This is a genomic window from Hymenobacter sp. FMD4 (assembly GCF_058932745.1).
This window is the reverse complement of record NZ_JBZYWH010000035.1, coordinates 12,437-36,249: the sequence shown is the minus strand read 5'-3', so window position 1 is coordinate 36,249 and position 23,813 is coordinate 12,437. Positions and strand designations below refer to the sequence as shown.

21 protein-coding genes and 1 tRNA gene are annotated in these 23,813 nt (G+C 57.5%); 11 read left to right on the top strand and 11 right to left on the bottom strand.

From position 1 onward, the window contains the following. Positions 1–20: 20 nt before the first annotated feature. Positions 21–239, bottom strand: a complete 219-nt coding sequence (locus AC5FXY_RS20925; RefSeq protein WP_493558673.1) for a YgaP-like transmembrane domain — start codon at positions 237–239, stop codon at positions 21–23. 524 nt (positions 240–763) lie between these two features. Here AC5FXY_RS20925 and AC5FXY_RS20920 point away from each other — a divergent pair. After that, positions 764–1,174: a globin family protein gene (locus AC5FXY_RS20920; RefSeq protein ID WP_493558672.1), complete on the top strand. Its 411-nt coding sequence runs from the start codon at positions 764–766 to the stop codon at positions 1,172–1,174. Positions 1,175–1,390: 216 nt separating this feature from the next. Then, a complete protein-coding gene (locus AC5FXY_RS20915) occupies positions 1,391–2,227 on the top strand; it encodes a universal stress protein (protein ID WP_493558671.1) in 837 nt (278 codons plus the stop codon). A 122-nt stretch (positions 2,228–2,349) separates the two neighbouring features. On the opposite strand, the gene AC5FXY_RS20910 is transcribed toward AC5FXY_RS20915, so the two are convergent. The 4 genes from AC5FXY_RS20910 to AC5FXY_RS20895 all read right to left on the bottom strand — a co-directional run bounded on the left by AC5FXY_RS20910 (position 2,350) and on the right by AC5FXY_RS20895 (position 7,611). Beyond that, positions 2,350–2,553, bottom strand: a complete 204-nt coding sequence (locus AC5FXY_RS20910) for a hypothetical protein (protein ID WP_493558670.1) — start codon at positions 2,551–2,553, stop codon at positions 2,350–2,352. Between the two features lie 116 nt (positions 2,554–2,669). Then, on the bottom strand, positions 2,670–3,407 hold the full coding sequence (locus AC5FXY_RS20905) for a DUF305 domain-containing protein (RefSeq protein WP_493558669.1): 738 nt from the start codon (positions 3,405–3,407) through the stop codon (positions 2,670–2,672). A 388-nt stretch (positions 3,408–3,795) separates the two neighbouring features. After that, the gene (locus tag AC5FXY_RS20900; RefSeq protein WP_493558668.1) at positions 3,796–6,654 is read right to left on the bottom strand and encodes an outer membrane beta-barrel protein; all 2,859 of its coding nucleotides are present in this window, start codon (positions 6,652–6,654) and stop codon (positions 3,796–3,798) included. Positions 6,655–6,825: 171 nt separating this feature from the next. Continuing rightward, positions 6,826–7,611 (bottom strand): GLPGLI family protein, encoded by a 786-nt coding sequence (locus tag AC5FXY_RS20895; protein ID WP_493558667.1) that lies wholly within the window; start codon positions 7,609–7,611, stop codon positions 6,826–6,828. 152 nt (positions 7,612–7,763) lie between these two features. On the opposite strand from AC5FXY_RS20895, the gene AC5FXY_RS20890 reads away from it, so the two are divergent. The 5 genes from AC5FXY_RS20890 (at position 7,764) to AC5FXY_RS20870 (ending at position 13,930) form a co-directional block, all read left to right on the top strand. Further along, positions 7,764–9,212 (top strand): sensor histidine kinase, encoded by a 1,449-nt coding sequence (locus AC5FXY_RS20890; RefSeq protein WP_493558666.1) that lies wholly within the window; start codon positions 7,764–7,766, stop codon positions 9,210–9,212. 67 nt (positions 9,213–9,279) lie between these two features. Next, positions 9,280–9,957, top strand: a complete 678-nt coding sequence (locus tag AC5FXY_RS20885) for a response regulator transcription factor (protein ID WP_493558665.1) — start codon at positions 9,280–9,282, stop codon at positions 9,955–9,957. Positions 9,958–10,010: 53 nt separating this feature from the next. Next, a complete protein-coding gene (locus tag AC5FXY_RS20880) occupies positions 10,011–10,745 on the top strand; it encodes a hypothetical protein (RefSeq protein ID WP_493558664.1) in 735 nt (244 codons plus the stop codon). Positions 10,746–11,107: 362 nt separating this feature from the next. Continuing rightward, positions 11,108–13,309 (top strand): tetratricopeptide repeat-containing sensor histidine kinase, encoded by a 2,202-nt coding sequence (locus AC5FXY_RS20875; RefSeq protein WP_493558663.1) that lies wholly within the window; start codon positions 11,108–11,110, stop codon positions 13,307–13,309. Positions 13,310–13,432: 123 nt separating this feature from the next. Continuing rightward, positions 13,433–13,930 (top strand): YciE/YciF ferroxidase family protein, encoded by a 498-nt coding sequence (locus AC5FXY_RS20870; protein ID WP_493558662.1) that lies wholly within the window; start codon positions 13,433–13,435, stop codon positions 13,928–13,930. Positions 13,931–14,027: 97 nt separating this feature from the next. Here AC5FXY_RS20870 and AC5FXY_RS20865 read toward each other — a convergent pair whose 3' ends face one another. Next, positions 14,028–14,528, bottom strand: a complete 501-nt coding sequence (locus AC5FXY_RS20865) for a helix-turn-helix domain-containing protein (protein ID WP_493558661.1) — start codon at positions 14,526–14,528, stop codon at positions 14,028–14,030. A 314-nt stretch (positions 14,529–14,842) separates the two neighbouring features. Here AC5FXY_RS20865 and AC5FXY_RS20860 point away from each other — a divergent pair, with 314 nt between their 5' ends. After that, positions 14,843–15,883 carry a LacI family DNA-binding transcriptional regulator gene (locus tag AC5FXY_RS20860; protein ID WP_493558660.1) on the top strand — a complete coding sequence of 347 codons (1,041 nt, stop codon included), beginning with the start codon at positions 14,843–14,845 and terminating at the stop codon, positions 15,881–15,883. Positions 15,884–15,919: 36 nt separating this feature from the next. Then, positions 15,920–16,552, top strand: a complete 633-nt coding sequence (locus tag AC5FXY_RS20855) for a DNA-3-methyladenine glycosylase I (protein ID WP_493558659.1) — start codon at positions 15,920–15,922, stop codon at positions 16,550–16,552. 58 nt (positions 16,553–16,610) lie between these two features. On the opposite strand, the gene AC5FXY_RS20850 is transcribed toward AC5FXY_RS20855, so the two are convergent. The 3 genes from AC5FXY_RS20850 to AC5FXY_RS20840 all read right to left on the bottom strand — a co-directional run bounded on the left by AC5FXY_RS20850 (position 16,611) and on the right by AC5FXY_RS20840 (position 19,894). Further along, positions 16,611–17,150, bottom strand: coding sequence for an efflux RND transporter periplasmic adaptor subunit (locus AC5FXY_RS20850; RefSeq protein ID WP_493558658.1), 540 nt, complete (start codon positions 17,148–17,150; stop codon positions 16,611–16,613). Between the two features lie 392 nt (positions 17,151–17,542). Further along, positions 17,543–17,752 (bottom strand): PID-CTERM protein-sorting domain-containing protein, encoded by a 210-nt coding sequence (locus AC5FXY_RS20845; RefSeq protein ID WP_493558657.1) that lies wholly within the window; start codon positions 17,750–17,752, stop codon positions 17,543–17,545. A 138-nt stretch (positions 17,753–17,890) separates the two neighbouring features. Beyond that, entirely contained in the window at positions 17,891–19,894 is a 2,004-nt protein-coding gene (locus AC5FXY_RS20840; protein WP_493558656.1) for a DUF8693 domain-containing protein, read from the bottom strand. A 1,166-nt stretch (positions 19,895–21,060) separates the two neighbouring features. Between AC5FXY_RS20840 and AC5FXY_RS20835 the strand changes: the two genes are divergently transcribed. Next, positions 21,061–21,333 (top strand): hypothetical protein, encoded by a 273-nt coding sequence (locus tag AC5FXY_RS20835; RefSeq protein WP_493558655.1) that lies wholly within the window; start codon positions 21,061–21,063, stop codon positions 21,331–21,333. A gap of 554 nt (positions 21,334–21,887) precedes the next feature. On the opposite strand, the gene AC5FXY_RS20830 is transcribed toward AC5FXY_RS20835, so the two are convergent. After that, positions 21,888–21,960, bottom strand: a tRNA-Lys gene (locus AC5FXY_RS20830). 258 nt (positions 21,961–22,218) lie between these two features. On the opposite strand from AC5FXY_RS20830, the gene AC5FXY_RS20825 reads away from it, so the two are divergent. Next, positions 22,219–22,755, top strand: coding sequence for a hypothetical protein (locus AC5FXY_RS20825; RefSeq protein ID WP_493558654.1), 537 nt, complete (start codon positions 22,219–22,221; stop codon positions 22,753–22,755). 60 nt (positions 22,756–22,815) lie between these two features. Here AC5FXY_RS20825 and AC5FXY_RS20820 read toward each other — a convergent pair whose 3' ends face one another. Continuing rightward, positions 22,816–23,625, bottom strand: a complete 810-nt coding sequence (locus AC5FXY_RS20820; RefSeq protein ID WP_493558653.1) for an SDR family oxidoreductase — start codon at positions 23,623–23,625, stop codon at positions 22,816–22,818. Between the last annotated feature and the right edge of the window lie 188 nt (positions 23,626–23,813).

The following is a 23,813-nucleotide window of genomic DNA, read 5'->3' as shown; positions in this document are numbered from 1 at the left end:
CCAAAGAATTGGGCTCCGCTTCAAGAGAATTCCTCTTGACGGCCATCGGTGCTGATGTCCAGAATGCCGTAGATGAGGCAATAGCCAGAACCTCCCGTAAGCAGGAGAAGGGCGGCAAAAAGAAGCATCAGTGTTACCAACGGCAAGCTGGCACCGGTAGGCGAGATGGCCAAAACGACCAGCAGTAATCCTAAAATTACTCGAATCATCCGGTCGTGGTTTCCAATGTTCGTTTGCATGGCCAAGATTGGTTTAAGTGAAAAACTTCTATAATATAATATTATTTATCGACTGATAGTCAGCGGTTTTAAGCTTTTTTCTTTCCTGCCTTAAGAAGCAGTGGCCCCAGCCTATTCCAATCTACTGGTACTGTCCAGGTTCCAGCTTAGTACTGGTTTGAAAACTGATCCGGCATGTTCAACTTAGACTGCGGTAAGCTTCAATGCTACCCCTGTGACCCAGTCTGAATTTAGAGCGGGGAATGCGATGGCACGAGTTCGATGTAATGCATTACCAATAAAATGATATATATTAGGTTTGCAGATGATGTACGGCAGTATTGGCTGCAGGCTGCGTTTACATCTTTGCTTCGTCAATGGCAGGCAACCGACTTGGTTTGTTGCCTGCTCTCCGGGTGTCACCGCACCTGGGTGGCGCCCACACCGGGCGCCGCGAGGAGCCGCCCGATTCCGCCGCGGGTTTAGGGTATCCCATTTGGGCTCCGCTGATTGGCTTTTGTTGTGTCACCAAACCCCAATCAAGTATGCCAGTTGCTTCGCTTGCGGCTCGCGACAACGCCACTTCCCTGCGGGCTTTCGCCAACGCCTTTCATCAGCAAATCAGCGCCGACCCGGTCCTTCGCACTCTTTTTGTGCCCATCGGAACAGCGGGACAATTCACACATGAGCGCAACCCTACAGAGTATGCCTTCTGGACTAGTGTACTACAAGGAGCACGCTACGAGGGTCGTCCTTTTCCGCGGCTGCAACTGCTGCCGCACTTACTGGAAGTATTTGAGCGGTGGCAGAGCCTGCTGCGTGTAGCCATTGATGAGCACCTGCCGCGCGGACTGGCCCAGGAGGCCAAAGCCAAGGCGATGAGCGTGGCCATCATGCTTCAACACCAGGCGTTGCAACACCAAGGCGCCGCCCGACAGCATAGTGCTGCTGCATAAGGCAGCTTTTGTCCTCTGGGTTCTCCTCCACTGAATCGGCCAAAAATTTATTCTTAGCCGTGCTTAGGCCATGCGGCCGCTTGGGAAAGCACGGCTTCCCTCCTGCTCGCACTTTGCATTGCATGCGGCTTCAGGGCTCAACCATCATCCTGCTCGGGCGCAGGCAGAACCCTCTGCGCGCGCACTTTTGCCTTCCATCACCTACCTCCTACTCCTATGACACCCTCCATTGTCGTACTGATGGATTTCTCGCCGGCGGCCGATACGGCGCTGCATTATGCCACTAGTCTGGCTGGGTCGTTGTCGGCTCGCATTGTGCTGTTGCATCTGTATCAAGACCCGATGCTGATGCCGGAGGCAACCTTGGTGAGTGTGCCCGTGGAAGCATATTACAACGGGCAGCAAGAGGCCAGTAAAAACCTGCATACCGTGGCAGCCGGCCTGCCGGTACCGGCCGAAGTGGAAGTGTCGTCCGATGCTATTCCTGCCTCGATAGCCGAAACGATCAAGCGCCACCACCCACTGCTGCTGGTAGCGGGCCGGGAGCATACCACCAACTTTCTGGAACGTTATTTCAGCAACCTAGCCCTGCCCACGCTACAGGCCCTGCGCTACCCCCTGCTGGTAGTGCCCGAACGCCTACCGAGCGCGGGGCCACCTACCCGCGTAGTGGTAGCCGCGGATGGCCAGCCCTTCCAGCTGACGGAAGCATCAGCCGCTACGGGCATACTGTTCGAAGGCCTGCATATTATGCCCACGGTGGTGCATGTGGCCGAACCCAATGACCTGAGCATTGCGCCAGCGCAGGTGGCGCTGCGCTCGGTGCGCCACTCCGGTCTTTTTGCCGAAGTGCCCGATACGGCGCTGTACGAAATGCGCCACACAGACGTAGCCGAGGGCATCGTGCAAGCGGCGGCTGATTTGGAAGCCCAAGTGGTGGTGACGTTAGCACGGCCCCACAGCTTCCTAGGCGGCCTGTTTCACCGTAGCGTGACAGCGCACGTGCTCCGCGATTGTGCAGTGCCGGTGCTGGTGCTGCCGACTCAGGATTGATTGATACCAATACGCGCCCGCAACAAACCGGCCGCCCACCAATGCTCCAGCTTAGAGCATTGGTGGGCGGCCGGTTTGTTAAATCAGGTTGGACCCTGATGGGCACCGCTTTAGGAAGCAGCTTAGCCTTCGGGGTCTATCCCGGTGGGCTTGTCCGTAATGCCGGATTCATCGGCAGGACCGTCGGCCGAAGTGGAGTCGGTGGCAGTTGTGGAGGCATTGTTGCCAGCCGCGCCGCTGTTGCCGGCTTCAGTTTGGTTGCTGTTGTTGCAAGCGCCGAGCACAGCAGTGAGCAACACGGCCATGAGCAGGATTGAGCGTTTCATGGGGACAGGGTTAAGGGAGCTTGGTCGTGGCGTGGCTGCGAAGCACTACGCGGACCGCGGGCCTGAGTTCATGTCGAGCTCGGCTTCCTTGGCCAGTTGCTATGCCGCAGACCGCGTTAGCGGCCTTTTTGCTGCAGCCATTTCTCCAACTCGGCTATTTCTTTGGTTTGCTCCTGCACGGTCTGCTGAGCCATTTTTTTTACCTCAGCATCTTTTCCCTGTGCCAGCACGGCCTTCGCTAAGGCCACACTGGCTTGATGGTGAATTTTGAGCATGCGGGCAAAGTCCACATCCACGTCTTCGGCCGACATCATCGGCTGGCTTAGCAGGCGCTGGGCACCGGTGATACGGGCCTGATAAGGGTCGTTTACGTTGCGCGGGGTGTAATCCGAAGTGGCATTGGCGAGGCGGGTGGCGGTGGACTCGAAGCGGCGAATGTCGCGCGGGCGCTCCGCCACTATCTTTTTGGCCATACGCCGCAGCATGGGGTCGGCACCGTCGCGCAGCTGTACCTGAGCCAACTCCACGGCCCCGCGGTGGTGGCCTACCATCAGGTAGGCGTAGTCATGATCGGAATTACCGGTAGCAGCCAACGATTTGATGCGCAGTGCGTTGCTATTCAGCGCCGACGTAAGCTGCACTGATGCTTCAGCAGCCTTCACGTTGACAGTGCTGGCCACCACCTCGGGCGAAGTCGTAGCCGGACCAGTCCTGGCATCAGCGGCCTCCATGGCTGCTACGCTCACGGTATCGGCGCTGGGGCGGCTGGGCGAAGAACGAACTTGGTCGGTGCGCGTGCACGCCCCTAGGAGCAAGCTGGCAGCGGCGAATATCAAAAGGCGGGACTGTTTCATCTGAGCGTGGGAATATGGGCGGAAGGCAACAACAGCGCAACCCTTTACGCTGCGGCAGGCCGTGCGTTGGGCCACTAATGCCCGTGGCGACCTGTCAGCCATAGTTGGAGGGCCCAACATCAAGTAGTATCTGCTATGTTCAATTTCTGAGCTAAAAACGCCTCTGTTATCTGATTTCAATTATAGCTGAGGCCTTTATGCTCCTGAGTCGAGGAAAGGTTATGCGTGGTTGAACGACCACAAAATTCAGCAGTCAAAAACCACAGTCCAAGCTGCCAGCAGTATTGGATTCGACCAAACAGAGAATGTAAGTCCATTCCTCAGCTGCTCACATCGGGTGCTGTACACCGGCCCATTGCTTAAAAGCCCGTACCCGCAGCGCTACATGTTACTTCCCAAACTGCCGCAAGTTGTAAGTGAAGCTCAGCATGAAGTAGCGCGTGAGCACGCGGCTGCGCACATCTTCGAGGTAGGTATCGGTGATGTTGCGCACCACGCTGCGGTTTTGCTTCAGCAGGTCAAACACTTGCAGCTTCAGCTCGCCTTGCTTGTTGGCGAAAAACTGCCGCGCCACGCCTGCATTCCACAAGGCCACTTGCTGATTGAAGCCGGCTGAACGGCCGGCGTAGTTGGTCAGCCAGAAGTCAGAAGTAACCACCCAGCGGCCGGGAAGCTGATAATGCACATCGGCTTCCAGCGTCTGGCTCCAAAAGGAGGTATTTTGCTGCTGCAGCAAGGAGTAGCGTGCCTGCTGATACGTCACGTTGGCCGACACGCCTACTTCCAACTGGTCGTTGTAAGCTGAGTTTACGCTCAAGCCTTGGCCCAGGCTCCAGTTGCGGGCCTCGTTCGCCTGATCGTTTACGAAGCTCAGGCCACGGGTATAATTACCGTTGGTGGTCAGGTTAACATTCAGCTTGTGCCAGCTCAGCCGCTGTCCCAACGACAGAAAACCATTCAGGCCGTAAAAGCCGTCGGCGTTTACGGGGCTGGTCGTTTGCACACCGTTGGCATCGAAACGGGTGGCCGACACGATGCGGTCCTGCACCTGATTGCCGCTGAGCAGGCCGAACACGCTGCGGTTGTTGGCGGCGTTGAACTGGTTGTAAGTAGCAGTAAGGGTGTGGTAGTATTCGGGCTGCAAAGCCGGATTGCCGAGGCGGATATTCAGCGGATTGGTATTTTCGGCTACGGGCTGCAGCTGGGCGGCAGTGGGCGCCTGCAGGCGGGTGCGGTAATTCAGGCGCAGCGTGCGGCCACGGCTGCCGGTGTAGCTGAACAGGGCATTGGGCAGCAACGTCTGGTAGCGGCGCGTGAGGCCTTGGTCCAGGCTCTGGTTGTCGACGCGCAGGTCGGCTTGCTGGGCATCCAGGCCGAGGCCGTAGCTGTAGCGCAAGCGGCGCATCTGGTAAGTGAGACCGGCGCGGTTGGCAGTGAAGCTGCTGGTAAATCGGTTACTCAAGGCCGAATTCAACAGGTCATAACCACCGGTGGCTTCGTTGAAGTCGCTTACCTGGCGCTCGGCCTGGCTGCGCGTGTCCGATACGTTATAGCGCAGTTCCAGCTTGCTTTGCAAGGTCAGCGGCTCGGTGTACGATACGTTCAGGGCCTGCGTACGCGCCGGATAATTCTGCCCGATGCGCTGGTCCAGCACGCTGTTGCGGAAGGTACCGTCGGGGTTGTAAAAGGTATTTATGGCTTGGTTGATGGCGTCACCGTCCTGATTGTTCAACACCGTGTTCAGGTTCACTGAGAGGGTACGACTGGGCTTATTAAAGCGGCGCATCAGCAGCAGGCTGCCGCCGCCCCAGAGGTTGTCGGCCGTGGCATCGTAGCGGCTCTGGCTTTCGTTCAGGAGCCGCTCGCCCAGCGAGGTTTGCTGGCCGTTGCGGCGCAGCACATCGGTTTGCTGCCACCACAGACTGGGCGTAAAGCGCAGCGAGGTGAGCGAATCCAGTTTGTAATCGAGGCGGAAGCTGAAGCGGTGACTGAGCGTGCGGTTGCGCGCCATCAGGTCCTGATCCGTCAGCAAAGCCGGTCCATTTTCACCGGTGGGCGTGCTGATGCCGGCCACGTTTTCGCGGCGGCTCTGCTGGTCCGTGCGCACGGTGGTACGGCTCAGAAAGTAGCTCGTGGCCACCTCGGCGCGCTTGCCCCAGGCGTCGCGGTAGTTTAGGCCGCCGGCTACGGATTCGGTGATGCTGCTGGGCTGGTTGTTCAGCCCGCCGCCCCCGGCCCGGTTGCCATTGCCGCCGCGCCCGCCGCCTTGCATCATCATCCCTCCGCCGGGCCCGCTTACCCCGCCGAACCCACCGGGCACATCGCCCGCACTGCCGGCGCCGGGGCCGTTGCGCACGTCGCCGGTAGCGGGGCCGCCGTTGTTGGAGAAGCCCAGCTCGTTGATGTTGTTGGCCTGTCCGATGGCCGATAGCTGCCGGCCGTTGTTGAAGCGGTTCAGTCCTAGTTGTCCGCGGTAGCGGCCATCGGTGCCCACGCCCACGGCTTCGGTTCCGAAGTAACCTTTGCGCTTGTCGCGCTTCGTGACGAGGTTGATGGTTTTCTGCTGCGAGCCGTCGTCGATACCCGAAAACGCGGCCTGGTCGCTGCGCTGGTCGTAGAGCTGCACTTGGTCGATGATGTTAGCCGGCAGGTTGCGCGTGGCCATTTTGGGGTCGTCGCCGAAGAACGGCTTGCCATCCACCAGCACGCGGCTGACCTGCTGACCCTGCGCCCGAATGGTGCCGTCGCGGTCGACTTCCACGCCGGGCAGCTTCTTGAGCAACGCCTCCACGGCGGCGTTGGGCTGCGTTTTGAAAGCCCGAGCACTGAAGGCCAGCGTGTCGCCGTTGAGACTCACCGGGGCCCGCTCGTGCTCCACCACTACTTCGCCCAAAGCTTGCGAAATAGCCCGCAGGCGCAAGGTACCCAGCTCCAGGCTGGGATTGGCAGCCGTGAGGCTGATGGGGTGCAGCTTGCTTTTGTAACCCAAGAAGCTAATCAGCAAGTAGTAACGCCCAGGCGCCACGCTACGCAGGGTGAATTGGCCGTCGCCGTTGGTGATGGTAAAGGTGACGTAAGACGAATCCTTGGCCGTGAGCAGCGACACCGAGGCCTCGCGCAACACTTTACCGGAAACCGAATCGGCTACGGCGCCGCGCACTTGGCCGCTGGCCAAGCCCGCCTGCTGCGCCCGGGCCAGAGGGTCGCAGCACAGCCAGCCGATGAAAAACAGTAGAATGTAGCGCATAGCGTTGGGCTTGAAGGTGGGCACGCGTTTCCTCCTGTCTTTGCTCCGGGGAAGCCGAAATTCACTCAGGTTTCGGCCTCTGCCACCCTAGCCAGGCGCGCATGAGTAGCTAGCCGGAGCCGCCGTAGGCGCGGAGCAAAGACGGGAGACGAAATGGTCGGTGACGACTGCTTAATTGAAGCCGCGCAGGTTCTCCATGCGGCGCTGGCGGAAGTCGGCCATGGCTTTGTCGCGCAGGTCCTTCATTTCCTCGGGCGTCACCACCTGGGCTTGCTCGTTGGGGCGCACGTCGGCCGGGGGCACGGGCTTCAGGTCCACTTTGCTGGCGCGGTATTGCTGATCAGGACCTTCCACGGCCAGTACCACGCCTTTCTCGGGCGTCAACTCGCGCAGGGGCGAATAGGTAAAGGGCAAGTCAGTGGTATACCACACCGTGTAGGTAGCTTTCATGTAGGGCACCGTGGCTTTGCGGCATGTATAGCCGGCTATTTTCTTGGTCTGATCCGTCTGCTGCCAGCCGCTGGTTTTCTCGATGGGCGCGTTTGTACGGTATTGGGTGGCTTTGTCGTCTTTCTTCACCGTCAGCAGCGTGGTGTAAGCTCGCTCGTTCAGGTTCAGGTACACGACTTCTTCAAAAGGCCGGCCCAGGTTGGTGGTTTGGGGTGCTTGGCCGGGGCCTTCCACCACGCGCATCACCGCCCCACTTTCGCGCTCTTCTTTGGCGTAGCCGCCCGCAAAGCTCAAGGTCATGCCGAAGGAGCGCGTGTCGGGAATGTCGGTGGGAAAGTCCGGGCTGCCCGGCTTGATCTGCTGCCCGTTCACCACGATGCGCACCTGGCTCATGTCGATGCGGGTGGTACCCTCGTACTGAATGCGGCCCGAGGCGGCTGCCGTTTGGGCGGAGGCGGAGGCCAGCAGGCCCGCGCTGGCTAGTAGGAAAAGGAAAAAGCGTTTCATAGGGCGATGCTGCGTTGGGTTAATTGACGTTCCAAAGCACCGCATCTTCCGTGTGAAGCACTGTTATATAGTGTTAAAGACTGTTAACGGCACCAGGAAGCCCCTGAGAACAGCGTATTTTCGTCAGGTCATTTCCCTCCCACCCCTGCCCCATGAAACGTCGCATCCGCTCGATCTTCTGGCTGATGGCGTTGTGCATTCTGGGCATCAACGGCTTTCAGGCGTACTGGCTCTACAACACGTACCAGCTTACCACCACGCAGTTTCAGCGCTCAGCTCGCGAGGCGCTGCTGGCAGTGGTGCAGCAGTACCAACTGGCCGCGGCGCGCCAGTTGGTGCGCTCGGGCACAGCCGGCAACGTGGTCATCTTCCAGAACTACTCCGGCGACGGTGCCTCCCTCGACCGCGTGGTGGTACGAAGTCATAACTCTACCGATTCGGCCATCCGGCAGCCCAGACCGCGGCGCCTGTTGCTGCAGCGCGACGTGCTGACGGGTGCCCCCCGGCGTGCCGCTGATACCCTCGCCCGCCGGCTTTCCAATCTGCTAATCGACAATTGGCAAAATGGCCGGCGCGTCGATATGTCCTTGCTCACCAAAGCGTTTAACGCGGAGCTCGAGCTGCGCGGCATGCCTACCGCTTTTACGCTCGACACCCTGCACATTCCGGTGGCTGAGCGCCCCCCCATCAGCCGCGCCGTGGCCCGCGCTTCGGCTCCGCCCCCACCCGCCGACGGCTTCCGCACCCCGCCAGTACCGCTCAATCCGCTCACCTACCAATATGTGCAGGCCACGTTCCCTACGCCCACGTTCTACATTCTGCGCCAGATGGGTGGCCTGCTCGGTGGCTCGGTGCTCCTGCTGGGACTTACTACGGGCTGTTTTGTGCTGATGCTTTCCACCATCCTGAAGCAAAAAAAGCTTTCAGAGGTGAAGAACGACTTCATCAACAACATGACTCACGAGCTGAAGACGCCGCTGGCCACCGTATCGGCCGCCGTGGAAGCCATGCAGCATTTCGGCGCGCTTAACGATCCGCAGAAAGCCCAGACGTACCTAAATATTTCGCGCAATGAGTTGCAGCGGCTGTCGGACTTGGTTGAAAAGGTACTCAACATTGCCGTGGAGGAGCGCCATACGCTCACCATCAATCCAGAGCTCGTGCATCCCGCCGAGCTGGTAAATGAGCTGGTAATGCGCCATCAGCTCAAGGCCTCGAAGCCTGTGCACTTTCAGGTCCATATCGAGCCCACCGACGCCGTGCGCGCGGACCCGCTGCACGTAGGCAACGTCATCAACAACCTCATCGACAACGCCATCAAGTATTCGCGGGAGCAGGTTACCATTGCTATCCGTGGCCATTACGAGGCCTCCGGCTGGCGCCTCACCGTGCAGGACGATGGTATTGGTATTCCTAAAAGTTACCAGGAAGCCATATTCGACCGGTTCTTCCGCGTGCCTACCGGCAACCTGCATCCTGTAAAGGGCTTTGGCCTTGGTCTTTACTATGTGCGCCAGGTAATAGAGCGCCACGGCGGCACCATCGCCGTGCGCAGCGAAACAGGCCGTGGCAGCGAGTTCAGCCTGTGGCTCCCTGGCTAGCAGATAGGATATAGAATCTAGGAAAGCTAGGGCTAGCTACTTACTTCTCTTCTAACCCTCCCAACACATGCCCTCAGTACTACTCATCGAAGACGAAGCCGCGCTCGGTATGATCGTGAAAGACAGCCTGGAAGTGCGCGGGTTTACGGTGCAGTATGCTGCCGATGGCGAGGAAGGCCTGCAACTGTTTCGCCAGGATTGTCCTGACATTGTGGTGGCCGATGTGATGATGCCCAAGATGGACGGCTTTACGCTGGCCGCACACATCCGGCGCGAAAACCGCACGGTACCCATCATCTTTCTCACGGCCCGCAGCCAGCCCGCCGATGTAGTGCGCGGCTTTGAGTTGGGCGGCAGTGACTACCTCAAGAAGCCTTTCAGCATGGACGAACTGATTGTGCGCATTAAGGCCCGCAGCGGGCAAGCCGCGCCGACGCCCGCTGCGGCCCCGAGCGTGCTTAGCATCGGCCGCTACCAGTTCGACCATCCCAAGCAGCGCCTCTACCTGAACGGCCACGAAGAAGAACTGACCCACCGCGAAGCCGAACTGCTCAAGCGCCTGCACGACCAGCGCAACCAAGTGCTGGAACGCAGCGCCGTGCTGCAGGAGCTGTGGGGCGACGACAACTTCTTCAACGGCCGCTCGCTCGACGTATTCATCACCCGCCTGCGCCGCTACCTCCGCGACGACCCGCAGGTGCAGATTGTGAACGTGCGGGGCATCGGGTACAAGCTGATTAGTTGACGAGCAGCTGTCGTGCTTTACTTTGCCGCATCACATCTTCCGTACCGGATCCAGTGGCCAGGTTCCTCACTATTTTCAGCTTGCTTATTGTCTTCGTTGCGGCCGGCAGTTGGCTTTGGAAGCACCAATCCGCAGCAGCTTCCCCTACCGAAATAGCAGGAAAGCTCTACGAAAAGCAGTTGCTTACGGCCGCTGGGCGCGATGAACTGCTGCGCCGCCTGCAGAAAAACGAGTTGCTGACGTTTGAAAACGGACCGTTTCGCCAAGGCCCCACGACACACAAGCAAGCCAATGCCCGCTTCGTGTTGGCCTTTTGCGCCGAAGCCTTTCAGGAGGAATTTCGGTACCGCACCGAGGACTTCGAATCCGATCTGGCCGTGCTGGCAATAGGCGACGCCAATGCGAATCGCCCCGAGGTACAAGCGGCCCAAACGCGGTTTCAACAGCATCTCCGCCGCTTCGGCGGCGACTCTTCAGCTGCGTACCGCTGGTACCTCCAACAACTGCCGCCGCGCCTGCGGCTAGAAGAAGCGGTAAAGGCCGAAGATTCTGCTGCCGTTGATGGCTGGACCATCTACCCGCCTCTTTCCCAAGATTCCTTGCGGCACTGGATAAGCGAAACGCGCAGCATAATGGGCAAGACGCGCACCCGTACTGCCGCCGATTTGTACGCTTTGGGCTTACTAGACAAGCCTCGCTTTCGGCAGATACAAACCCTGATCAAGCAGGGCCAGCTCAAAAATGAAGCGCAGGTTTGCCGGAAGGCGGCCGAGTTGACCCGACGCTAAGGCAACAGAATTTGCCGCACAGGTACAGGTGCTATGTACTCAAAGGCTTTATCTGGCGTCAGGCCAAAGAAGAATGAGCGTCTGGTAAGGCATGTTGAGAATATAATTATTGCTTGGTTCAGACCGTATTTTGTTACTACTTTGATTTTCACCTCGGCACCTTTAAGATATTTTTACCTTAAGAAATACTCATCGCGGCGCAGTGACACACCGCATTTTCTCATGATCCGCCTCTCATAAGTCTGCTTCAGGCTTTTCGCTTACCTGTTCCTTTGTAGCAGAATTAACTGCCTGCTGCCACCACCCCTACCTGCAACCGCTTGCGCGTTTATATTGGTCATGTTGTTCTGGTCGCATTAGTCTTGCTGCTCAGCGTCTCCTCGCTGGCTGCGCAAGGTTACTGGAACGTTAGCTTTACTTCCTTAAGCCACACACTAGCACAGCAGCAGTGGGATACTGCTCGCTTCCGCACCTTGGTGCACATGCTGGATGTGGTGGAACTTTCTGAGCCCTCTGAGCGCCAACGGGCACTGCCGGTGGTCAATGAGTTATTGATCCTAAACAGCCAGTTGAAGAAGGTCGATGACCGCCCCTACCGGGAATTGCAAACTGGCATTCGGCTATGGCTCAAACCAGGCAACGAGGCTGAGGCGCTGGCCGCTCTAAAGCGGGCCATTACCCTATTTGATAAAACCAAGCGACCTATCCATCGCCTGCTGATTGATTTGGCGCCCCTGTACAACAAGCTCGGGCAATCCACTGCCAGACTTGCCTACTTTCAGGATAAGTTGGCCTATTACCGTCTGCATGGGCCTTACCAGAACGAAGCGGCCTGCTACCTGGTGCTGGCCGGCTCGCACCGCCACCGCGGCGACTTCAACCAGACCATCAGCTACTATCTGCGGGCTGCCGACTTATTCAAACAATTTGATTACACGCTCTACATCAATGAAATAATGGTGGCGGGCGTTGCCTATGCCGACTGGGGCAACCCCCAAAAAGCGCTGCACTACCTCAAGCAGAGCATGGCCATGACGGATAGCTTCCCCGTTGGAGGCTTGCAGCGGTTGTTCGGGCTTCGCTCCCTCGCACGGGTGTATGGCTACTTGGGAGACTACCCCAACGCCCTGCGCTACGCCGACTCGGCCTTGGTTGCATCGCGCCGCGAGCCTCTAAACAAAGAAGCATACACCACCTACGCTCTAGTTCAGAAAGCCTCGGTGCTGCTCAAACTTCAGCGGGTAGAAGAAGCTGGGCGGCTTTTACGCCGCGCCCAAAAGTACAACGACTCCCTGAAGCTTCCGATGTCGGGCCGCCCGGGTGTGCTTCCCATAGACGCTACCTGGGCTGAGTATTACAAACACAAGGGAAATTATCAGCGTGCAGAGCAGCACCTGCGCCGGGCGTACACGAAAGCCACCACGGGCAAGCTCAACGCCTTACGTCCAGAGTTGCTACTCGAGCTAATTCGCTTTCACGATGCTCGTCAGCAACCACTTCAGGTACAACAGTACACCCGTGCTTACCTGGACCTGACCGATTCCATGCGAGCGGTGCACAGTGCGTCGCTGATAGCCCAATACGAAGGTGAGCGGGCCGAGCAGCTACAAACTGCCCAAATAGCCAAGCTACGCCAGGACCAGGAGCTGCAAAGCTTACGGCTTAAGCAGCGCAACCGCCTGCTGGGAAGCGCTTTGGCAGCCATTGCAATAATCTCTGCCCTGGGAGGCGTGGTGTACCGGCAGTTGCAGTCCAATAAGCGCATGTTGGCCCAGCTGCGTCGAACTCAGAATGAACTAGTGGCTGCTGAGAAATGGGCGTTTGTGGGCGAAGTGTCTGCGGGCATTGCGCACGAGCTGCAAAATCCGCTCAACTTCATGAAACGTTTTGCGGAAGTCAGCACGAACATGATTGATACCATGAATCATTGTTCGCCACGTAGTAATCATGGCCCTGCCTTAGAACACGAAATTCTTGCAGGCCTTAAGCAAAATCTGCAGGAAATCAGTCAGCACGGGCTGCGAGCATCGTCTATCATCAAGGATATGCTCGAACATTCCCGCTCCGGCACCGGCCAGCCCGAAACCACTGATATCAATGCTCTGGTAGAAAATCAGCTGCGGCTCGCCTACGAGGGTTTGCGGACCCAGGACCAAGGCTTCCAGGCCCGACTTGAGGTTCAGCTCGCAACTGATCTGATGCAGGCGCGAGTGGTGCCCCAAGACATTGGCCGCGTGCTGCTGAACCTGTTCACCAACGCGTTACACGCCGTTCGCCAGCGCCAGCAAGCCGGCGAAGCCGGCTATGAACCGCTGCTGCGCATCAGCACTCAGCAACTCGCGAACCAACTAGAAATTCGGGTGTGGGACAATGGCGTGGGGATGTCCGAAGCCGTCCTGCAAAAGATTTTTCAGCCCTTTTTTACCACCAAGCCCGTGGGCGAAGGTACTGGCCTCGGCCTCTCGCTTAGCCACGACATCATTACCAAGGGCCACGGCGGCACACTACAAGCCGTAAGCAAGGAAGGGCAGTTTACGGAGTTTGTGGTGACATTGCCGGTTTAGTCAGCAGTGGTTCGGCAGCAAGCCCCGAGGCTAGCTCGTCCCTAACACCACGCCAAGTGGCACGTAAGGAATAACATGATGCGGCCCGGCTGGCGGGCACGTTTTCCTTCCATTCCTTGCCCTATGTTGTTCGATAAACTGGAAACCCTAGACGATTTGCTGCTGATGCAGCTCAAAGACCTGTACAGCGCCGAAAAGCAACTGGTGAAGGCGCTGCCGCAAATGGCTGCCGCCGCCAAAGATGGCCGGTTGCGCCGCGGCTTCGAGCGGCACTTGCACGAGACTGAAAAGCAAGTGGAACGCTTAGAGAAAATCAGCCAACAGCTAGAAGCTGACCTCGATGGCCATACCTGCGTAGCCATGGAAGGCCTCATCAAAGAAGGCCAACAAACCATGTCGGAGCGGGCTACCGACGAAGTAATGGACGCGGCCCTAATTGCGGCATCCCAAAAAATCGAGCATTACGAAATTGCCGGCTACGGCACAGCTGCGCATTATGCCGAGCGCCTTGGGCACACCGCTGTTGCAGATCTGCTGCGCAAAACGCTGGAAGAAGAGAAACTGACCGACAGCAAGCTCAACGAGCTGGCCGTGAATTACCTTAATCAGAAGGCGATGTAAGGTTGACAAGCACCTGATCCAACACAAAAGGCCCCCGAGAGAGGGCCTTTTGTGTTGGATCAGGTGCTATATGGTTCGGCACTAAGCCGATACTTAATTATGCAGCTTGCTCGTCGGCTACGTACTGCGGCAGGGCGCACGCACCACCAGCCAGTTCAGACTGCTGCGCTGCCGCTTTGATTCGCTTCAGCGCCTTATGCACTGTGAGCGTACAGATGCGCTCGGCATGGCCCAATTCTACGAGGCGTTCAGCCAGCTGAGGCAAGGTCAGGCGCTTGCCTTTTACCGGAGCATGCACCAATTTCTTCAGCGCACTTTCCACTTTGGGAGTCAGCTTGTTAGGCGCACCGCAACGGGGCACATCGTGCAGGTAGTCCTTGAACCCTTGCTGCGAAAACGCCCGGCGCATGCTGTACACCCGGTCAATGCTCAGCCCGAGCTGCTCGCCCGACTCCTGAGCCGACAAATCGGCCAACCAGTGCAGCAGCACCTGCGCCCGGTTGCGCTGTTGCCGCGAGATAGTTTCGGAATGGACGAAATCAGCCAGATATGTCTGCTGTTTCCGCGTCAGGTGCAAAGTGTAACGTTGACGACCCATGAAGGAGATACGCTAACGGGTAGGTAAAAACTACTGAAAGACGGTCTGCGCGCGTTTGCCAGACTTGTTGTTCCAAATGTATGCGGACTCCGGGGTTTATGCAAACGTTTGCATAACAACTATTCAAATCGAAGTTTTTCTGCTTCTTGCTCATTCTTATCGGCCTTTGCCTTTTTTCCGGCCTCCCGGTCTGTTGCTTTGCTGTAGCGGCGCAGCTTTTGCGTTGAACTTGTCGGGCTGCAGCGGGTTAAAAGAGATGCCGCGTACTGCCTGATTTCGCCGAACTTGCGGCGCTTTCCTCCTTTTGCCTTCCCGTGTCCACTCACCGCGCTTCCCTTTCTGATCTGGCGAAACAGTTGAACCTCTCCATTTCAACTATTTCGCGGGTGCTCAACAACCATCCAGCCATCAGCGACGCTACCAAAAAGCGGGTTTGGGAGTTGGCGCACCAGTTGAACTATCAGCCCAATCACTTGGCTGCGGCCCTGCGCAAAGGGCGCAGCAACACGCTCGGAGTGGTGGTGCCCCACATCGATGGACACTTCTTTGCGTTGGTACTGAAAGGCATTGAGACCATTGCCAACCTGGCGGGCTTCAACGTAATGATCTGCCAGTCAAACGAAAACGAAGCCCACGAGAAAAAAAATATTGAAACCCTGCTTAATGCCCAGGTCGACGGCATCCTGGTTTCGCTTTCGCTTAGCACCCGCGACTTCCGCCACTTCGAGGAAGTGCGCCGCCGCAATTTGCCGCTGGTCTTTTTCGACCGCGTGCTGGAAGGCCCCGATGTGAATGCCGTGGTACTGGATGACTACCAAGGCGCTTATCAAGCCGTGCGCCACTTGCTTGCGCAAGGCAGCACCAACATCGCGCATTTGGCCGGGCCGCAGCACGTCAGCATCTGCCAGAACCGCTTCCGGGGCTACACCGATGCCTTGCGCGACCACGGCCTGTCCCTGCGCGACGAGTTGGTGCACTACAGCAACCTCTCTATGCACGACGGCAGTGCCGGGATGGAAGAATTACTGGCTCAGGCCCCCGAACTGGATGCCGTGTTTTCGGCCAACGACCTTGCCTTGGCTGGCGCCATGCAGGTGCTCAAGCAGCACGGCCGCCGCATTCCGCAAGACGTAGCACTAGCCGGCTTTAGCAACGAGCTATTCGCTTCACTCACCGAACCCAAGCTGACATCGGTAGATCAGCGCTGCGAAGAAATGGGCCGGCTAGCAGTGCAACTGCTGCTGGAAAAACTTACGGCTGCTCCCGAACAGACTTCGGCGCGCCAGGTAGTGCTTCAGCCTGAGCTGCTAATCCGGGATTCGTCGCAACGTGAGCTGATGCGAGAAGGAGCATAAACAGGAATCCGGTCCAACAGCGTCCAAGCAAGCTGCATGTCAAGGTCGGTTGCTTTTTCTGGTGCTGATACGTCGCCATCTGCTTGCCCGTGGGCTTTTGAAAGCAAGCTGCTGCGTGCCTTTCACGACCACGAATGGGGCGAGCCGGTAGCCGAGGCAACTATTCTGTTCGAATACCTTACGCTGCACTGCTTTCAGATTGGCTTCAACTTTCCGGTAGTGCTGCAGCGGCGTGAGGCTTTGCGCGAAGCGCTGGCCAATTTCGACCCAGATCAGCTTGCGCGCTTCCGCCCCATTGATATCGACTCCCTGCTGCTCAACCCGGGCATTCTGCGCAGTCGGCGCAAGCTGGAAGCAGCGGTACAAAACGCTCAGGCCTGGCTTCGGCTGCGTGATGAGTTGGGCGGCGAAGCGCACCTGTTGCCCTTCTTTTACCGTTTCGTGGGCGGGCGGCCGCTGGATCAGCACCGCAGCATCAACAATCCAGTGCCGTTGGCCACTCCGGAAAGCATCTTGCTAAGCAAAGAGCTGAAATGGCGCGGCTTTACCATGACCGGCCCGGTGACCTGCTACAACATTATGCAAACTGCGGGCATCGTCAACGACCACCTGCTAACCTGCCCGCGTCATGCAGCCTGCGTACTGCTGGCGCAGCCCTTCGCAGGTTAAATTCTTCTGCCTTCCAGCGTTGATTCGCCTGCGACATCCGGCTTTGTCCTTCACGATGCTACTCCTTGGTCAGTAGCACTGCTGAAGCCGGTTCCAATTCCGCAAGCAGGACCACTGTCGTGGTATCGGACACGTGCGCCCCGACGCGTACCGGCACGCTGATGACGGTTCCATCGGCTGGCGCTTGTATAAATACAAAAGTCTGCATTCGTGGTGCTTGGGCCAATCGGTCAGCAGCTCTTACCACGCGTACCCGCGCCTGTGACAACACGGCGGTATCAGCTTGGGAAACGGCCGCGAGCGTTTTGTACTGTTGCTGAGCAAGCTTTAGTGCAGCCTGGCACTGCTGCTGCTCAGCACTTAGCAATGGCACCATCAGTTTGGCCAACAAGTGCCCGCGCTTTACTACGCTTCCGTCCTGCACGTATACCTCCCACATGTGGGCCGGGGATGAGGCATGCAGCCGATGCACCTTGCTGATGTTGTACTGAACTGCCACCGGCTCTTGACGAACCAATTGCGGCTGCCGAACTCGCTTACAAACGGCTGCCGCCGTAACCGCCGTAACGAGTGTCAGAATGAGTACCAGTAGTTTCATGATAAGATCAACAAGGCATGCCTGGAGGCTGCAGTACACGTTGGCTCGTGCTCTGCTACATGTAGACGCACAACTGCGCTGAAACCCTTACGCCCCCTCAAATTTACTTTGCACTTGCCTCGTCGCAGGGCAGCCAGCTGTCGATTCAGTAATAAGCATTACCAGCGTGTAGAACCAGCAAGCAAAAAAGCCTCGAACTTCTCTTCATCTGATACTTGAGCGGCGCAAAAAAGATGCGTAAGTCAGCTTATGCTCACAGGTTTACCAACGGTACTTGTTGCATAAAACAAGGTGAGCCTGCCCAATTAATGCTCCCAGCTGCAGAAACAGGAATTAGCCTTTGCTGCTGTCTAAAAAAGAGCGCCCCTTCAGCGATGAAGAGGCGCTCTTTTTTAGGCGGTGGGCAGCCGTTTGCGGCGCAGGCGTTGCAATGCGTAGGCCGCCCCGCCGGCCAGCAACAGCGAGGCACCGCCGTCAATAGGAACCGATGTAGGAGTACCCGGCTCGGGGCCACCACTGCCGGGTTGCCCCTGGGCTAGGGCCGGAACTGCATTGAGCAGCTCCACGCCGACAACGAAAACGAGTAAAGAGATAGACTTCATGCGAAGGCAACAAGGGTAAGCGAGGGATAATAAATCAGACCGCTTGGCACAGACCAAGCCCGCCCGGCGGCTCCAGGTAACTTGCGACTAGCAAAACCGGCGGCAGCTATAGAACTGCCGCCGGTTTTGCTTGCTGGATTATTGCAAAACCACGCGTCGGATTAGCTTGGTGCCGTTCACGTTGAGGTGCAGAGTGTACACCCCAGCCTGCAGGTGGCGCACGTCGAAGGCCACGGTAGTAGCGGTGAGCACCTGGGTGAGGACGGTTTGGCCGAGAGTATTGGTCAGGACAGCGGTGCTGCCCTTGGCGGCCAGCGGCAACGTTAGCTCAAAGCTACTGGCGGCTGGGTTGGGGTAAAGCTGTACTTGGGCGTTCAGGGCCTGCGTGGCGGTGGACAGCGCTGCAGCAGCCGGACGGAATTCCACCAGGAAGCGGCCGTTGACGCTGGTACTGGTTGTTGTGAAAGCGTAGGTAGTGGTTGCCGCCAGCAAGGTCTGCGTGCCAGTGAGGGCGTCGCTCAAGTAGGCCTGGATACCGAGAGGCAGGTTTATAAGCGTGCCCACGGCCAGGGTGTAGCTACCGGCGGCAGGCACTTCCACGGTGAGCGGCAGTAGCACCGCTGTCCGCCCAAACGCCGGCAGGCCATTGACGCTGTAGCGCTCTGCACCCAGCTGGGTGGCTAGGTTCAGGCCGTTCGGGTTCGGTAGTTTGCTGCCGTCGAAGCGGGCATCAAAGCCCGCAGTGGCTCCGGCTTGGGCATACACAAAGGTTTCGTCGCTGAGCGTGGCGCCGGGGTTGCGCAGCAGCAGGCCCAGCGTGGGCCGGGTCTCAGGGGTCGTCCGGCGAAAACCGCCGTCGTTCGGGTCGAAGTTCTGAATGCGGTCGGGGTTGGTGAATGTAACTTGGCCACCGTCACTAAGGGAGCGAACGAAAAAGCCCTGGCCCATGGCCACAACCGGCGTGGTGCCGCCTACGCCGTTGACAAAGGTGCGATAGGAGCCGGCGTAAGCACCGCTGCTTTCAAACACGTACATCGCGTCGCCCACGTTACGGTTGCCGCCGCGCCCCACCACCGACGACCAATCCAAGGGCGCTGGGTAAGGGTTGCCCACCAGGTGCAGGCCAGAGCCCACGTTCGTGCCCCGGTCCAGGCCGTTCACGACAATGTTGCCGTTGTTGGTTGTCCCGCTAAACTCCACTTTCGCAGCGGCGCTGATGTGCACCGTGAAGCCACGGCCGCTGCTCATCGCCTCGCCTGCCTGCCCCGAGCGCCAGCCCTGATCGAAGCCTACCGGCCCGTTGGCGGTACCCACCCGGCTTTCGTCGTAGGCGTACACGGTGGGAAACGGCAGCACTTGGCTGGGTGTCGCCGACTGGTCGTAAGCGCCGTTGAAGACGGGTATGAAGCCGGCTGTGGCCAGATTGCTCAAAGTCTGCCCGGTTACCGGCGAGCTGTAATGGCGGTAGCCCAGGCCCGAGTTCAGGTTTGGGGAGATATAGCGTTCGGCCGTAACCCGGCCGACGACGTTGCCGCTGCCGCCGTTGGTGATTAGGGCCGTGCCCGTGGCATTGCTCAGCAAACGAATGGTAAAGCCATTGGTGTTGATGATGCCGCCCGAAGTGCGCACCTGCTGACGCACGTCCACGTTATTGCTCAGGGCCAGGTCAGTGGTCAGGTTAAGGCCGTTGGTGTTGAAGTTTTGCAAGGTGCGCACCGTGGTGGGCATGCCGCTTCCAGTCACCTGCGGGCCCTGTGTGCCGCTGAAGATGTAGTTGGCGTCGTTGGAGTAAGTGCGCGTGCCGGTCATTTGCACGGCTCCGGTGGGGCCGCTGAGGCTAAGCCCATCCACGCTACAGATATCAAGGAAGCCGTTGCCTTCCAGTAGGAAGTTGCCGGTACCCACCAAGTCGTTGCAGTTGGGACTCAGCCGGCCGCCGGCCTGGATGGTAAGCACCCCGTTGGTGGTCAGTACGCCCGTCAGCGATAGGGTGCCAGTGCCCGTAATGGTTACGTTGTTGTAGGTGCCGCCCGCAATGGTCTGCGAGCCGGTTACGGTTAAATCAGTCGCCCGGCCCAGCAAAGGAAGCAAGAGCAATGCGGCTCCGGTCAATAGCCCGTGGCGCGCAGTAGAAATTTTCATTAAGGGGTTGCAAAAACGGCTTTTTTTCTGAAAATCAAAAAGTTAACTACCGCATCAACCATAACGGGGAAAGCTCGACATTGTTCGCCTTACCCGTAACATATTATTACGACCTAATGCAGGGGCGGAAGTGCCCCGGGTATAGACAGTCACCCAGCCAAGAGGTTAGCTTCCGAAAGCAGTAGACAAGCGGAGCGAATCTTGCCAATACTTCTTTGCTTTTTTCTCAGGGCGTGTGTAAGGACTTAACGAACGAGAGGCAGAATGGCATTCGCGCGGGTTTGATCGGGGACACTGTGCCTAATTGTTGTCATGTTGATGGACCCACTTCGCTGATCGTGCCTTTGCTCGCTCACGCCTCCCAGCGTCGCGCAGGTACAAGCCTCCCGCTTAATTTCGCTGGTCTAGATTGCCAAGTCACCTGCACTCTGAAAGTTAAATGTCATGTGTAGCCGTCAGATATACTTCCCTTGACTATTTCGGACAAAGTCCTGAAGCACTAGCCGTGTAAAACGACGCTGCTTACCAACGGTCGTTTTTTCGCTTCAACTCTCATGGCCTTCTTTTGGCAGTGGTGATAAAAGCACACTAAAGGAGTTCTTAGCAGAGGCAATCTGCGCTGCCTGTTGGGTTGTACTCGGATTTAGTAGAGAAGGAGCCCCTTTGTTCGAGTCGCCAGACAGGGAGTAGAGGACGTCTGGCGCAGGCTACTTAGGGCTGGCTGATTCTGGGTTGCAGACAACCAAGGCCGTGGAGAAACCTGCCTACTTGCGCGGCGCCAGTCTCGCGACAGTGACAGAGGCCATGATTTGGGCCGAGAAAAACAACTCGGCACTGAGGATGCGTCCCACTTGCGAAGTGCTGGTTGCAGCTTGCAGGAAGCCCAGCACAGTATGGTGCCATCACCGGAATGAACATAGCAGTAGAAGACCCCAAGCTATAAGTAAAGGTGTCGACCTTGGTTAAAAGAAATTCGTGGGAAAGACAGCGGGTTCTTTTGTATACCCGCATAATTCTTAACGTAGAATTCTGCCTATCCAGAAGTTATGTAAAAGGACTTTGTGGCACTGAGAGCATACAACTCGGTAGTGAGCTTTTTTGCTGCGCGCTTCGAACCGAATGTCGCATTGAACTATCAGAAGCCGCAGAACCTTATCTTGCCTACCATGGAAAGAGAAGTCGCCAACCTGACCCAGGCCGAAGCTACTGAGCGCGAGCCGGTACTGCATTACGCCTACTGCCTCGATGCCGGCAACCGCCCGACCAATCACGTGGGCGATTGGCCTGAGCAAGGTAAGTTGTACGCCGTGCGCCTGGTGCCCAGCAAAACCGAAGGCATGGAACTCGTACACGTGCTCGGCTTCGCGGGTGAGGCCCCGTACTTTAATGCCTTCAGCCCGCACCGCTTTGAGGTGGTAGCGGAAGTGTGGTTAAACTAAGCTGTGATAAGAAAAGCCCCGCTGAAGCAAGTCAGCGGGGCTTTTCTTTTCGGTTGCGACCCAAATCATGTGGACTTTGAATAACCCGTGGTGCCCGCGGTGTGATTTCGCTCCCTATTGCTTGACAATCCTGATGCTTCGTGTGGTCTGCTAGCCCATTTCCCAAACGTACCCCCGGAGGCAGAGCCGTCACCAAGCCATATGCCCCATTCTCACGCAGCAGCAGACGGCCTGGCAGTGTACCGATTGGCTGTTGGCTTGTAAAACTTCAGAGCTCATAGGCTATTTTGCTGAGGCACTGCTAAGTGCGAATTTGTGCGTTTGAAGTAGCTCTCGCGAGGCTAACTACTGCTCCGCCTCGAGCTCAACCATGAAGTAGAGCGTCAACACGCAGAAAGAGTAATTTACTGCTGGGAGCACAAATAAAACTCTCGCATTAAACCCAGTTTTACTGCAGTACCAGAAAACCACCGCAAGCAGTTCAACCGAAGCATACCCGCTCTCATACCCAGCAAAAAAAAACCCTGTTTGCAGCTTGCAAACAGGGTTATCAGTGATTCCGCTGGGATTCGAACCCAGGACCCATACATTAAAAGTGTATTGCTCTACCAGCTGAGCTACAGAATCGTTTTCTTTGTGTTATCAGCGACCTGCTGTCGTTGATTGTGGCACAAAAGTAGTAAGTCGAATCAATTGATGCCAAACTTTTCGGCAAAAAAAATTGCCTTTTTTTCGCTTCTGGCGGGGTTTTACATTCAAGTAGCTCACGCTCAGCCATCTTTTTTTTTAGCAAGAAAAGCTGATTCGCTCTTCGTAGCGGGCCAGCCAGCCAAGGCGCAACAGTTGTACCACCAGATTCTGCGGCAAAGACTGGCAAGCCCGCAGATGCTACTGCGGCTTGCTGCAGTGCAGGAGAGCCGCGAGCAAATTCCGGGGGCTCTTTTTTATCTAAATCTTTATCAAGCACACTACCCCAGCTGGCAAGTGTGGAGCAAGATGGTAGAGCTAGCCCGCGCTCAACGCCTAACGGGCTACCCGGATACGTGGCGTCAGCAGGTGACTCTTACCTTCCGACGCTATTACCCAAATGTGCTGCAGACTTTGCTGGGGGTAGCTGTGGCAGCCGGCACCTTGCTTATCCTGCGCCGACGTGGCACCGCCCGAGGCTGGTGGCTGTTCTATGGCAGTTACCTGTTGATAGTGGCAGTGTTTCTTAATGTATTTGATACGCCGGTGACGGGGCTGGTGCACCAGCCGCGGGCGGCGTTGATGGCGGCACCGAGTGCCGCTGCCGGTTGGCTTACCACTGCTACCGCTGGCGACCGGCTCATTATTCAGGGTCGGGAGGACATATGGTACCGCGTACTTTGGCGCGGCCGTACAGCCTACATAAGGCAGCACGATTTGCAGCTAATAAATTAAAGGCAAGGGGCCGTGACTGATAAGAGTTCATCAGTCACGGCCCCTTGCCTTTGCATGCGTTTATAGTACAGGCGAGCCTTTCTCTTTACGGAACTCGTTAAGCACCAAGCGGTCCATGATTCCGGCGGGCAACCACTTATTCAGAAATACTGTCAGCTTGCCTTTACTGGTCAGCACCAAGGTGGCTGTACGGGCCTGCACAGCCCGCAGAATGTGTTGTGCGACCTCCTCACTGGTCATCATGCTGGCTTCATCACGCGGCGACTCGCCTTGCTGCGAGCCATCGGCGGCCAGTGCCGTATTACGGATATTGGAAGCAGTGAAGCCAGGGCAGGCCGTGAGTACATGCACCCCTTGCGGTTGCAGTTCGGTCCGTAGCGACTCCAGAAAGCCGTTCATGGCAAACTTGGAGGCCGAATAACCAGTGCGCCCAGGCAAGCCGCGGTAGCCGGCAATGCTGGAAATTCCAACCACGCTGCCTTTACTGGTCAGAAGGTGCGGCAGCGCGTACTTGGTGGTGTAAACGGTACCGAAAAAGTTGGTTTGCATCAGACGCCGGATAACATCCAAAGAGGCTTCTGCAAAAACCGCCCGCATGGAAATGCCGGCGTTGTTGATCAGCACGTCCAGCCGGCCAAACTTTAACACAGTTTCATCAACGGCGCGGCGGCAGTCTTCTTCTTCACCGACATCGGCCCGAATCCCGTGGTGGGTGATGCCAAGCGCGGCCAACTGCTCACTGGTTTGCTGCAGACGAGCGACGTCGCGGCCGGTGAAGGCGACGTGCGCACCGGCACGCCCAAACGCCAAGGCGCAAGCCTGCCCAATGCCGGAAGTGCCGCCGGTAATCAATATTACTTTTCCTTTCATGTACAATACGGAGGCCTCTGCATCCGGAGGCGCAATGAAGCAAAGCTACGGGCTTTTTGAGCACAGAGACTCCAGGCAGGGTGTTGGTCGATGGGATTGGTACAGCCGTCGATTATTCTAGGTATAATTTGGATTATACGCTCGGCTGCGTGGATTTCGTGGTTACATTTAAACGGTGGAAATCCCCC

What these genes read in the sequence shown, in the direction of transcription:
- AC5FXY_RS20865 (WP_493558661.1), bottom strand. Translation starts at nt 14,528, where the DNA reads ATGGGTCGTCAACGTTACACTTTGCACCTGACGCGGAAACAGCAGACA.
- AC5FXY_RS20825 (WP_493558654.1), top strand. Translation starts at nt 22,219, where the DNA reads ATGCTACTGCGGCTTGCTGCAGTGCAGGAGAGCCGCGAGCAAATTCCG.
- AC5FXY_RS20850 (WP_493558658.1), bottom strand. Translation starts at nt 17,150, where the DNA reads ATGAAACTACTGGTACTCATTCTGACACTCGTTACGGCGGTTACGGCG.
- AC5FXY_RS20870 (WP_493558662.1), top strand. Translation starts at nt 13,433, where the DNA reads ATGTTGTTCGATAAACTGGAAACCCTAGACGATTTGCTGCTGATGCAG.
- AC5FXY_RS20915 (WP_493558671.1), top strand. Translation starts at nt 1,391, where the DNA reads ATGACACCCTCCATTGTCGTACTGATGGATTTCTCGCCGGCGGCCGAT.
- AC5FXY_RS20905 (WP_493558669.1), bottom strand. Translation starts at nt 3,407, where the DNA reads ATGAAACAGTCCCGCCTTTTGATATTCGCCGCTGCCAGCTTGCTCCTA.
- AC5FXY_RS20925 (WP_493558673.1), bottom strand. Translation starts at nt 239, where the DNA reads ATGCAAACGAACATTGGAAACCACGACCGGATGATTCGAGTAATTTTA.
- AC5FXY_RS20845 (WP_493558657.1), bottom strand. Translation starts at nt 17,752, where the DNA reads ATGAAGTCTATCTCTTTACTCGTTTTCGTTGTCGGCGTGGAGCTGCTC.
- AC5FXY_RS20900 (WP_493558668.1), bottom strand. Translation starts at nt 6,654, where the DNA reads ATGCGCTACATTCTACTGTTTTTCATCGGCTGGCTGTGCTGCGACCCT.
- AC5FXY_RS20835 (WP_493558655.1), top strand. Translation starts at nt 21,061, where the DNA reads ATGGAAAGAGAAGTCGCCAACCTGACCCAGGCCGAAGCTACTGAGCGC.
- AC5FXY_RS20895 (WP_493558667.1), bottom strand. Translation starts at nt 7,611, where the DNA reads ATGAAACGCTTTTTCCTTTTCCTACTAGCCAGCGCGGGCCTGCTGGCC.
- AC5FXY_RS20910 (WP_493558670.1), bottom strand. Translation starts at nt 2,553, where the DNA reads ATGAAACGCTCAATCCTGCTCATGGCCGTGTTGCTCACTGCTGTGCTC.
- AC5FXY_RS20885 (WP_493558665.1), top strand. Translation starts at nt 9,280, where the DNA reads ATGCCCTCAGTACTACTCATCGAAGACGAAGCCGCGCTCGGTATGATC.
- AC5FXY_RS20820 (WP_493558653.1), bottom strand. Translation starts at nt 23,625, where the DNA reads ATGAAAGGAAAAGTAATATTGATTACCGGCGGCACTTCCGGCATTGGG.
- AC5FXY_RS20840 (WP_493558656.1), bottom strand. Translation starts at nt 19,894, where the DNA reads ATGAAAATTTCTACTGCGCGCCACGGGCTATTGACCGGAGCCGCATTG.
- AC5FXY_RS20920 (WP_493558672.1), top strand. Translation starts at nt 764, where the DNA reads ATGCCAGTTGCTTCGCTTGCGGCTCGCGACAACGCCACTTCCCTGCGG.
- AC5FXY_RS20855 (WP_493558659.1), top strand. Translation starts at nt 15,920, where the DNA reads ATGTCAAGGTCGGTTGCTTTTTCTGGTGCTGATACGTCGCCATCTGCT.
- AC5FXY_RS20890 (WP_493558666.1), top strand. Translation starts at nt 7,764, where the DNA reads ATGAAACGTCGCATCCGCTCGATCTTCTGGCTGATGGCGTTGTGCATT.